Source organism: Clostridium sp. (assembly GCF_050717635.1).
Lineage (GTDB): Bacteria > Bacillota > Clostridia > Clostridiales > Clostridiaceae > Clostridium_AD.
Window position 1 is genome coordinate 72307 of the sequence record NZ_JBOITO010000038.1, and the last position, 11998, is coordinate 84304.

At 31.9% G+C, this 11998-nt stretch carries 10 protein-coding genes; all 10 read right to left on the minus strand.

What is annotated here, in order from left to right:
* Positions 1-61: 61 nt before the first annotated feature.
* Entirely contained in the window at positions 62-4111 is a 4050-nt protein-coding gene (locus ACREWB_RS18860; RefSeq protein ID WP_431549013.1) for a cell wall-binding repeat-containing protein, read from the minus strand.
* Between the two features lie 25 nt (positions 4112-4136).
* Entirely contained in the window at positions 4137-4910 is a 774-nt protein-coding gene (locus tag ACREWB_RS18865; protein ID WP_431549014.1) for a DUF6273 domain-containing protein, read from the minus strand.
* A gap of 178 nt (positions 4911-5088) precedes the next feature.
* Positions 5089-5337 (minus strand): hypothetical protein, encoded by a 249-nt coding sequence (locus tag ACREWB_RS18870; RefSeq protein ID WP_431549015.1) that lies wholly within the window; start codon positions 5335-5337, stop codon positions 5089-5091.
* Positions 5337-5711: a hypothetical protein gene (locus ACREWB_RS18875; RefSeq protein WP_431549016.1), complete on the minus strand. Its 375-nt coding sequence runs from the start codon at positions 5709-5711 to the stop codon at positions 5337-5339. The genes ACREWB_RS18870 and ACREWB_RS18875 overlap by 1 nt, the downstream gene beginning before the upstream one ends.
* 104 nt (positions 5712-5815) lie before the next feature.
* Entirely contained in the window at positions 5816-6085 is a 270-nt protein-coding gene (locus ACREWB_RS18880) for a hypothetical protein (RefSeq protein ID WP_431549017.1), read from the minus strand.
* A gap of 224 nt (positions 6086-6309) precedes the next feature.
* Positions 6310-6582, minus strand: coding sequence for a double zinc ribbon domain-containing protein (locus ACREWB_RS18885; protein ID WP_431549018.1), 273 nt, complete (start codon positions 6580-6582; stop codon positions 6310-6312).
* A 111-nt stretch (positions 6583-6693) separates the two neighbouring features.
* Complete coding sequence (locus ACREWB_RS18890) at positions 6694-8709, minus strand: TcaA NTF2-like domain-containing protein (RefSeq protein WP_431549019.1); 2016 nt, start codon at positions 8707-8709, stop codon at positions 6694-6696.
* A gap of 22 nt (positions 8710-8731) precedes the next feature.
* Positions 8732-9688, minus strand: a complete 957-nt coding sequence (locus ACREWB_RS18895; RefSeq protein ID WP_431549020.1) for a polysaccharide deacetylase family protein — start codon at positions 9686-9688, stop codon at positions 8732-8734.
* 288 nt (positions 9689-9976) lie between these two features.
* Positions 9977-10480 (minus strand): RDD family protein, encoded by a 504-nt coding sequence (locus tag ACREWB_RS18900; RefSeq protein WP_431549021.1) that lies wholly within the window; start codon positions 10478-10480, stop codon positions 9977-9979.
* Between the two features lie 23 nt (positions 10481-10503).
* A partial coding sequence (locus ACREWB_RS18905) for a vWA domain-containing protein (protein WP_431549022.1) occupies positions 10504-11998 on the minus strand: 1495 nt, incomplete at its 5' end.

Sequence of the window (11998 nt, forward strand, 5' to 3'; positions counted from 1 at the left end):
TGGTTAAGTTTTCTTATTGCTATTCCACAAGCCTACATTATTTTACAAGTGCCTGTCACCCCTAACGGAGGCAGTGTACTAGGCTATTTACTGCTGTATCAGAAATTCCTCCGCCAGTCCTTATTATAACATTTCCATATCTTTTGTCTAATACTGCCTTTTGGTCTAAACTTAAATCATTACCTGACAGAACTACCGGGCTACCATTTATAGCCGCTACGGGTCCTACTGCCAAAGCATCTATTAATTCGTATCCTTTAGTTATATACGTCTTATCTATAAAATCTTCATAAAACTTGTCTATAACTAAAGCATTTGTTTCAAATCTATTCTTACCGCCTAATCTATTATTTATTACATTAGCTGAGGTAATTACATTAATTTTGTCTAATACTCCATCAGTTACAACTCCATTTCCGCCTATAATATAGGCATCTTCTAAACTCTCTGATTTTAACCAATCATAAACTTCTGTTGAAATAACATTTTTATTAACCAAAATTAAAGGCATTTTATCTCTAGCTGCCGTGGAAGCAATAGATAAAGCATCCGCTTCACCATATCCGTAGCTTACAACTATTTTACTTACATCATAGCAGTTTTTATCTATATACTTTGCAATCTCTAAAGAAGTACCGTATCTGTCATTACCGCTAATTCTTTCAACCGTCAATCCTAAAGCCTGCATTTGTAATTTTACATTATCACTAACTACACCTGATCCTCCGACTATAATAGCATTTTTAGCTTTTAACCTCTTTATCTCATTTATAGTTGTTTTAGGAAGATTATTTGTTTCAGTCAGAAGCAATGGAGCATTCTTATATGATGCTAGTGGTGTAGCTCCCAAGCCATCTGCCATTACTTTTCCATTTACTATCACTACGGTATCTGCATTATCAAATTGATTTTGACTTAGCTTAACTGCCGTATCATATCTATCGCTCCCTATTGCACTAATAACTTGTATATTCTTTGAGGGACCATTTACAATAACATTACATGTTGTGGTCTTATTTCCATCTGATGTAGTTACAGTTATTATTGCCTTCCCTGTCCCTACAGCTATTACTTTTCCAGTATTATCCACAGTTGCTACCTTAGCATCACTACTTTTCCAAGTTACTGCTTTATTGTTTGCATCATCTGGGTTTACTTTTGCTATTAAAGTATCAGTATCTCCAATTGTTAATGTACTTGTAGTTTTATTTAAATTTACTGATGTTACATTTACTACTGGGTCATCTCCTGGTGTTACAGGGCTAGTTGATATAAATTTTGCAGTTATTTCAACATCAGACATCACACGGAAACGATATTCAGTTTCTGAAGATATTTTCTGTCCATTTGTGTACCATCCGTCAAACTTATAATCATTATACGCAGTAGCGTTAATTTGTGCGTAGTTTCCTAACTGTCTTATACCTTGACCAGTAACAAAGCCAGCTGTTTCGTTTTGAGAAACAACATTAACCATATAGTATGCTTCCGTTGCATTATCGCCTTTTAAATCAACATTTGCTGCAATTAATTTGTTGTCTGTGTCTAATAGTGAATACACCGTTGAAGATGCAGTTGCTGTTACTTTTGTAATATCTTCATCGCTATATGCCGGTACTGTACTCGTTAATGTATCTCCAGGTTTAATAGCAACATCGTAATAGTTAGCTATTCTATTTACTTCCTGTGCCTCTGAGCTATACTCATTTACGGAATATGTCATTAGGCCCGTACCTGTAGGAACAATCTTTAAATTGTAATCAGCATTTGCTGGAAGATAAATCAGTTTTTCACCGTCCTCATTTATTGCAGAAATAATACTACTTCCCGCCAAATCTTGAGGTTCATCAGATATTATAGAAGCTACAAGATTACTAGATGCATCATATATTTCAACATCTACAGGACAATTAATTCTGATGATTCTATATGATCCATTACTAAACGCTAGTCCAGCATCCGTAGTGTAATTTTTATCCATCGATTGCATCCAAGCAAGGCAAAGCTCTGGATAATGCGCTGAGCCAATTCCTTTAAGATTGCAAATCAATGTAGTTGTTAAATTCGGATGACTTACACCAAATTTAATAATGGTACCAGTAAGTGTTAATGCCAGTGTATGAATTTCACTCCTGTTGTATAAAGTAATTTTTGCTTCATTCAGACTTTCAACTGCATATTTCTCGATTAATTGGGTTGTGTTTCCCACAATTTTTGACCCAATAGGACTAGTAGATACAATTAGCGTCCCAATATTCGATTTAAGTTTCTGTTTAAATATCTCTTTAAATATTGTCCATTTTACATCTTTTTTTCCGTCAATATCATCTTTTGTTCCCATCAAAACTTTAAATACTTCCTCAATCCCATTTTGGTAGTCAGTTACATAATTCGAACGACTTTTAAATTGCTCCTTAGAAAGCTTAGTTATGAAAGTATCTAAAAAAATACTTTGACTAGTATTATTCTTTAAATCATCAACAATAGTTGGAGTCAGACTAGGACCTCCTGGGATACTAAAACCAGGCTTTATAGTAATTTTCTTCATAACAAAGTTATCCACTATATAAGGCTCTAATGTACTATCCAGCGGATTATACATTTTAAGCATATTCACTTGTTTAGTTGAGAAATATTGGTCATCTTCAGGAGAAGCTAATTTCTTATCTTGACCATAACGTCTAAATCCAAATGTAGTTGGTGCCACTTTAGGAACCGGGTCACTGGGATTAATTATATTGAAGATGTTTTTGTATACAGGATTTGTTTTCGCATCAGCTGCTACAGCCCCCATAGGAGTTTCAAAGTCGTATGCGTACAAGTCTGAAAGATTAAGCGAGCAATTTCCAAGCAACTCGCCACCATCAATTGCTCCAGCAACCAAATTCACTGTTGCTGCTCCTCGACTATAACCTGTTATCCAGAGCTTTATATCCCCTGAAATTCCATTATCGGCAATGTACTTCTTTATATATGTCAAAACGTTGTTTTTTGCTTCATTAAAACCTTCGTGTTGACCATTTTCGCCCAGAGTAAAATTACTTCCCCACTCTTGCTCATATCCAGCACCTCTAGTGGCTACTGCTATTAACGTATAAGGCTTATTATTCACCTTAACTTCTTTATTTGCAGCAACAACACCTATAGAATCTATTGTAGGTTTTGTTTTGTAAAAATCATTAGTATCAAAGTCTGAAAAGCCTACTTGAGTTAATAAATCCTTTGCATTATCACTTTTGTTAGAATATTCTTTTTCATTACTGGCGAAAGCCGACATTGCAAGATTTAGGGACATTGTTGCAAGACTTTCATTGTAATCATAGGAATCCTTAGAAAAATATGAATCATCATAATAATACGTTGACTCATAATCTGTCTCACTCGCAGATGCATATGTGAATATGCCGGTTTTCTTTATTATGTCAGTTGCAATCTCACCAAAAGCAAATTCCAAATTATCGGTATCAACAACATCGTAGTAACCAGCGTTCTGCAAATCCTTCATAAATCTCTGTCCAAAAACTAAATTATCATTATAAAGGCTATGGAAGAAACCAAGCGTATATATTGAATTGCCTTTTGCTTTTAATGTTGTAGCAATTTCAAATGCAGCATTTGCATACCCATAACCAGCGTAGTCGCTACTGGAGTAATTACCCGTAGATAAACTTGTTCCTTCATTCGGTAAGCCATCAGATAACAAAAGTACATTTTTTTTCGTACCTTCTGTATCCGGAATTTCACTTAATAAATCATCTGCTAACTGAAGTCCTGAAGTTATGTTTGTCATATAAGTTGCATCTATAGTATCTATAGAACTTTGCAACGTTGTAAGATCTTCAGTAAATTCACATATGGTCTCCGCATAATCGGAATAAGTAGTAATAGCCACATGATTTTCCCCATCTGCTTCTAAAACTTGCTCACAAAACTTTTTCGCCGCTATTTTTAATGTTGACATAGGCGTTCCGACCATACTTCCCGACACATCTAGTACAAGAACTGTGAACCTAGAAACGTTTGAAGCTTGAGTATTTGCGTAAACTGAATCAGGCATCAAAGAAAAGATCATTAAAAATGTTAAAAAAACACTAAATATACGTTTTTTCATACCAATTACCCCCAGGTTTTTTAATTTATTTGGTGATCACATACACTGTTTGCCCCGCTATCACCTTATTGTTTTTTTCAATTTTTTGCGTATTTTTGATACAAAATGCTGGTCTAATTCCGTTCTTACTATCAGGTCCACCGTACCCTAGAGCACCATTCGGACCAATCCCACACACATTGTCGATATCCCATGTTTCAGGCGTTCTTAGACGCCAACTACGTGCTTCTTTATTTATAAAAGCAATACGGCTCTTTGAATCCTTAAAATACTTCAATGGCTTTCCTTCTTCAGTTGTAACATCAGTGTCAGTAAAACCTAATTCAGTGGCGGAAAGCAAGAACGATTTTCGATTAATGTTTTCTGTGTCTCCTCCAGTAGCTCCCATGCTTGATTTCGCGGTTATAGTTATTTTACTGTCAACAATATCACTTTGTATTTTAGTATCTATAGTAGATAAAAAATCCCCAATTAAGAATTTATCTATAGAACTATCTTTATAATATCCTGAATAACCATAGCTATCATCATTAAAAGTACGAGGCTCATGCAATAACTCTTTTCGCAAGAGCAATGCTTGTCCATTATAATCAGCTGTTAAAACCAAATATGGAACAAACTTAGAATTCTCTTCAATATATACGGTATACTCAGATTTTTCGTTGACATCAAAAGCAATACCTTTTAACGTTAGTTCACTTGAAGCATCATCTTTTTTCATCCTTTGGCATCCAGAAATAGAGATAATACTAATCAAAACAAAAACAATTAAAAAATAATGTGATTTATTAATGAACATACATTCTCCCCTCCTAAACTATTATTTCAACATTAAATCATCATCTGCGATGCGTAAAAATTACTAAATACAATATATTGTATAAAATTTTACAGGTGCCTGTCACCGCCTGTCCGCTTTTACCGCTCTTATGACGAAAAATCAATAAGATCATACTTCCACAACAATGTAGTTACATCTAGTCAATTTTAACAGACTTTCTAGAGCTGTTATATAACATTGCATCGCCTTTTCCCGTATCTCCATTGTAATCTAAAAGGTATGCAATATTACTTTCATTTTCTACCACAAACGAATTTACATCATCTGATATTTTCTTTACTTTACCATCCTTAAGGATCTCTAGCGTCCCATTACCACTATCACTATAATCGGTAAAATATACTAAGTTAGAAGAATCTTTAAAGCTATAAACACTATTTATCATTACATCTGTTGCAATAGTTTTTCCAGCCTGATACATATCTCCGTGTTCATTTTTTCATTATACTTGTCATATGAGGCATTATAACCATCCCAATCTGTCACAGTATCATAATAGTCCTCATACCATCCCTTAACCAATTCTTGCGTTTGATACTTTGCTTCTTCTGGCATGATTATGGCCTTATCGGATTCAACCAAATCATCTACAACATAGTCTGAGAGTTTTACCTTTACCTCATTTTCTTTTACATAATAACATCCATTACCGTCTACAACGGATACAATATATTTAACACTTGAATCAATTTTAACCTTGTCTTTATTCCTTTCCTTCAAATATAGCAATTCATCTTTTAAATAATAAATCTTATTCAAATCCTCAGTAACTCCTTGAATATAAGATTCGCTGTCAATTTTCTCTTTATCCTTTTTATTCTTAATATCTTTTTCATATATGGTACCATCACCCTTAACATAAACTATATATAGTCACCAGCATCATTAACATAAAAATAGTCAACATTGCTATCAATCTTCTCTTTATCACTCATGTCATTATAATAAAGTCGACTATCCGACCCTTTGATATAAAACGCTTTTGATCCATCTTTAGATATTCTTATACCATTTTCAATGGAAATTTCCGTATCTATCTTTCCCGCTGCATCCTGTTTGGTATTATCTTTCCTTAGATTGCGTAAATAATATGTACCCATGCCCTCACCATCAATATTATCAGGGTAAAACATTAAATTTCCATCCTCACTATAAGAAATAAGATTATAATTTTTTTTAAAATCTTCCGAACCAAGATCTTCCTACGAATTTATAAATTCGCTAGTGATTTCAAGAGGTTTTATTTTCGACGAAAATGTAAAATTAATTTCTTTATTTTTTATGTATATAACAGAATCCAATTTTTTAGATTTAAAAAGATTAATTACAAATAGTGCAGCAACAACTAATATAATGACTACCCCACCAAGCAAACAATTGCATTTTTTTTAGAAAAGCGCAAACTAAGCTTGGATTTAAAACTACCTTTTTCTCTTGCCTTTTCTGTGCTTAGCTTTTGCGATGTTCCAGTGCCCAATGGCTTACCACATTTCTGACATAAATCAAATTGTGAAGTTGTCTTTTCACCACATTCCGTACAATAAATCGTTTCATAAACTTTACTTCCGCACTCTGAACAATACTCAGATCCATCCTCTAGACTAGCATTGCATTTATCACATGTTAACATTTTAAAACCTCCGTTTCTTTTGAATAACGCACCTAAATTCTTTCCGCAAATTCTTTCAAATTGTTTCAATTTATCCCAGGTGCCTGTCACCTAGAATTAAGTGCCTGTCACCTAATAATTTATTTTTGACAAAACTTTGTATAGGTCTGCAAAGTTTAAATTTCGCCATTTCCCATCTGATTGCTTTTTAACTTCATATTTCCCTTCCAATACCCTCATGTGTAAAGGCTCATCATGATTTTGTACTTCATAGGTCTCCCTTGTAGTCACAATATAGGTGTCAGCGTCTATATTTTCTTTGTTTATTATTTCATATGAAAGCAATTTCTCCTGAATATCTTTCATTATATATGGTTTAACTTCTTTTTCAATACTACCACCTGGAGCTATATAATCTTCTATATAAGAGTAATCATGATTGTTAATCGCATTAACATAATTCTTTAAGTAATTATCAATTAATTCTGATATTTCATCAGTACTATTCAAAACTGACTGAGTTGAATTCAGAATCCTTGGAGTAAATGCATAATTTGTCCCTCCACCATCTTTACGCGTTTGAACATCTATTTTTAAAGTTCTCTCATCTATCATGTTGTTTTTTTCCTGAGTTTCATATTCAAGAAGATACATTTCCTTGTTTTGTTTATAAATTTTTTGGTAAAAATCGGACATGTCTGATATATCATTTATTTGCCTATACAATCCATTTGTACTTGTCGCTATATTTTCAAGTTTTGCAGTATCCATATCATTACCTATCCCTATTATAAATATTGGCACACTATATCTCTTTGCTACCTCAATTACTTCATCATATGTAACTTTACTAAAGTTATCTTGTCCATCAGTAAATGCCATTACACATTTAGCACCATTTTGTACAGCCGTTGTATTAACTGCCGCAAAAAGAGCATCATACAATGCTGTTAGATCATCCGTTTGAAGATTATATATTTCATTTTTCAAAAATTCTTTATTGTCCGTAAATGATGCACAAGTACGTACTCCATTTGAAAATGCTGTTAACTCCACTTTATCTTTTATATTAAATTGTACTTCCTCTAGAAAATCTGTCATTATATACTTGGCTTTTTCTAATGGCTCACCACTCATACTACCACTTACATCAGCTACCATATTAATATTCAGACTCTCCTCTTGATCCAACTGTACAACCTTTTGAATTTTCTGTTTCAAAAACTCGTTATTATTTGCATTTTGTTCAGATACATAGAAGAACCCAGGGTCTAAGTTTTTAGGTACTTCATTTGTGTTTTTATCTTCTATCGTTAAATATACCTTTACTTTTGGGAAACTATTATAATCTATTTGATTAACAGATACATCATAGTTATCATAATTATAATTAATAGCTTCAAGGAGCTGATTATACTGAGTTAACACCTTTCTTGCGCTAATAAATTTATCTTCGTTTTTATAATTTTTTACCTTATCCTCATAACCTTTTATAGTTTTAAGTTCATCAGGATATGCCCTGTATGTATCTATTGCCTTTGTTTCTTTAAGCATATTATCTATAATAGTATTATTACCCTTTTGTAACTTAGCTTTAATATCCTTAGTACCCGCTAATAATACTTTTACTTTCTCGTAGTTTTTTTTCTCTTTTTGATCCGCAACTCCATTCTTTATATTATCATATTCTGACTTATAGTCGTCTAATATATATTCATCAAAAGAAGATAAGGTAGACTCAATTTCACTCATCATATATTTTGTATTTTTAAATGGGTTTATAATAAAAATTACACCCAATAATCCTAATACTAAAACAGAAGCTACTATTGCTAATAACTTTTTAGAAGGCTTTTTTACTTTATTCGGAATATTATCAGTATAATTAGTTGGAGTTTCCTCGGCAAATTCTAATTGAGCATTGTCTTCTGATTCATCAATATTTTTTTCACCATTAATTTCATCATTCTCTTCAACAATGTTATCACAGTCTACTTGTTGCTTACTTTCTGTATTTGTAGTATTTTCTTCGCATTTATCAGTACCATCATTAAGAAATCCTGCTTTAATTTGTGGTACAGGCTCTCCACAATTAGCACAAAACTTTGAATTCAACTTTATTTCTTTTCCACATTTAACACAATACAAAAAAAAACCCCCAATTCATTTATTATTTGTATGCATTGGCTCCAAGCATTTCACTTACAGTCACAAATTCATACCCTTTTTCTTTTAATCCTTTAATAATCAAAGGAAGTGCCTTAAGTGTTTCATTTTTTCCAATGGTACTGTGCATCAATATTATAGCCTCTGGTTCAATAGAATCCATAACGAATTTTGCTATTTCAGCTGCTTGTGTCCCTTTGACCCAATCAAATGTATCAAGTGACCATATAATTGCGATGCAATTTTCATCTAAATAACTCAAGGTATTTTCATCAATATCCCCATATGGAGGTCTAAAAAATACTGGACTTTTACCTATAGATGAATTAATCAGATTGTTCGTCTTTGTCATTTCTCTAATGATTTCTTCTTTACTTTCTTTTGTGAACATTGGATGTGAAAATGAATGTCCAGCAATTTGATTACCGTACTTAAAGGCTTTTTGCACAACATCTTCATTATGCTGAATTCTATCCCCCTCAAAAAAGAATGTACCTTTAGCATTATGCTTCTTAAGTTCATCTATAATTTTAGGCGTAACGTCTCTGTCTGGACCATCATCAAAAGTAAGTGCAACTATTTTTTTATCACCTTTTCCTTTTACTATAATCTTATCTGGATATCTTTTTGATAATTTTATAATACTATTTTTCCACCGGTTTACACTTGCTTTTGTTTTTTCTCCAATCCTTTTCTCATTCATTTTAATATCAATCACTTCATGTTTTTTTTCTTCTTCCTTTTTCTTCGTTCTCAATAAAATTTGATTACTCTGAACAAGCTTTTTATCCTTCATTATAGTCGTATCGTTATTTAGTGTTTTAGTTATTTCCATGCCCTTATTCTCTACTATTGTATTTGTTTTTTTTAAAAATCTTTCTGCTGATAAGAAAAATGCTACAAATACTACCGATATCATTAACAAATTTTTAAAGATTTTTAAAGATTTTTTTTTATTCATATTACCCCTCTACTCTTCTGTAAATATTTACTATGCTATTGTTATTTTTAATAGCAATAATTTGTACAACTAATTTACCTGTTTTTTTATTTCACTTATATACAAAGCCAAAAATGCAAAAAACAACCATATATAATATACTACAATTATCTTCTTATACCTCTATTCTTCGGGGTTTTTTTTCTGCCAAATTACTCTTTAATTTGACAAAGTTTGATGTTTATTGGTTGACGAAAAAACTACGGACATATATTATGTCCGTAGTTGCCTAAATTTTACAAGTGCCTGTCACCTATCAATTACTGATGTACCTAATATTGAATCATAAAGAGTTTGTTTTTTGCTAGTTATTAACTGAAACAAAAATGGTATGCAAAACAAATTTCTGCTTAAGCTTTTTAAAATATTCCTGTATATCTTAATTGATAACGAATATTTTTTATTAGACTCACTAACTACTTTAATTTTAAATTTCTTTTTTCCAATAGTGTGGCCATCATTCAATATTTCCATTAATGTAAACATTAAAGTTTCCATTAAAACAATTAGTAAAGTTGCAACTATGATTATTCGGTAATCTCCGTAAAGTGTATGATCTAAATAAACGTTACGAAATATTCCATATGGAAAATACACTAATATTATTAGTAAAAACGGAAACATTTGAGCATTTATTTCATTTTTAAATATCAGATTACATAAAATGCCCACTACAATCATTATGGGTAAGGAAACAATTAAATAATCCATTGCATATGAACTAATCCTTTTTAAAAAGTTAGCATAACTCACATTATTTTCTCCTTTCTAATTTTTTATTCTATGACCCATCTTTTAGGATATAATTGCTCGAAAAATGAGTACATGTGATGAGCATCTTTAGCTCCATCACTTTTTTTAACCTCTTTTTTCTCTCCATAGTGAAAGGTAATCCATAAATTAGATACTGGATCTTTTTCTACACGATAGTCATATATTCTGTCCTCAACACTTAATAATCTATGTTCATCTACTACATCGAATAAGCCAAAGGTTACTCCAACTAATAATCCTAGTCCATTAAAAGTAGCTAATCGTTCAAATTTATCTTTATTCATATTAATAGCCGTTGAAGCTGCATTCATTGCCAAATTACCGCCTAATGAATGTCCTGTTACATATATATTGCAATCACGATTATTATTGATAACTTTCTTTATAAAAGCTTTACTTGCTGGGACTTGGGCATTAAACCCAGTAATGAATCCTAAAATATCAGCTACTCCCCAATCCGCAATATAATCCCATGCGTTATTTCCCTCAGAACCTCTGTAAGCTATTATCAAATTATTATCTTTTTTAAATGCTATACATTCAAGACCTCCAAGTGAATAATGTGAATCTTCAATACTCCAACCTACTAATTCATTAAGATTCGCTTTATCTCCTAATCTCGTATTTATAGCTTCCTTCCATGAATCATTAAAATAATCAAAGTTTGAAACTTCTGGCAAGTCGTGATAAGCCATATCAGCTGCTATTGCCAAATCTCTATCAGAGATATCCCATTTCAATGCATCCTTGTTTTCTGCCTTCTCATTATCATCAGTAATTCCATCTTGATCTGTATCTTTTAATGTTGGATCTGATGTAATATAAACATAAACTTTATCACCCTGTTTTTCAATTGATAATTCTTCACCATCATTTAACGTATCTCCATCTGTGTCTTTACCACTTTCATCTAAATATAAAAGTTTTCCAGCAAGAGGTGCGCCTGTTCCTAACCTTATTTTTTCCTCATTTATCATATTTTCGTAGTAGTTACAAAGAAAATCACCATCACTATCAGTTATATAATCTATTGTTTCATTTGTTATTTTATCAAATTCTTCAATTAGGTCACTAGCAATACTTGCACTATAATATTTTCCGCCTGTTGTATTTGCAATGTTATTTAATAAACTAACATCTATGCTTGTGCCTAAACCTATTGTATATATGACAATGTTATTATCTTTAGCCCGTTTTAATAATGGTTCATAATCATTATTATCATTATCTTCTCCATCAGTTAATACAATCATATTCTTAATTGCTTTTGAAGGCTGTGCATCAAACTGATCTAAAGCCTTTTCTATACCTGAATATACAGATGTACCACCATAAGAATCAATCTTATCAATAGCTGCTTTAATTACTTCCTCAAACTTCGCACATGTAAAATATAGATAAACCTTTGATATATCAACGTTTAAAAGCATTAATAAGTAGAAAAATCCTCCTAAAAATGATATAATGTAAGTAATGACAAATACAAAAAATATCAAA

Excerpts from the sequence above, each read along its gene's own strand:
- ACREWB_RS18860 (WP_431549013.1), bottom strand. The coding sequence starts at position 4,111 with ATGAAAAAACGTATATTTAGTGTTTTTTTAACATTTTTAATGATCTTT.
- ACREWB_RS18865 (WP_431549014.1), bottom strand. The coding sequence starts at position 4,910 with ATGTTCATTAATAAATCACATTATTTTTTAATTGTTTTTGTTTTGATT.
- ACREWB_RS18870 (WP_431549015.1), bottom strand. The coding sequence starts at position 5,337 with ATGATAAATAGTGTTTATAGCTTTAAAGATTCTTCTAACTTAGTATAT.
- ACREWB_RS18880 (WP_431549017.1), bottom strand. The coding sequence starts at position 6,085 with ATGTTTTACCCTGATAATATTGATGGTGAGGGCATGGGTACATATTAT.
- ACREWB_RS18885 (WP_431549018.1), bottom strand. The coding sequence starts at position 6,582 with ATGTTAACATGTGATAAATGCAATGCTAGTCTAGAGGATGGATCTGAG.
- ACREWB_RS18895 (WP_431549020.1), bottom strand. The coding sequence starts at position 9,688 with ATGAATAAAAAAAAATCTTTAAAAATCTTTAAAAATTTGTTAATGATA.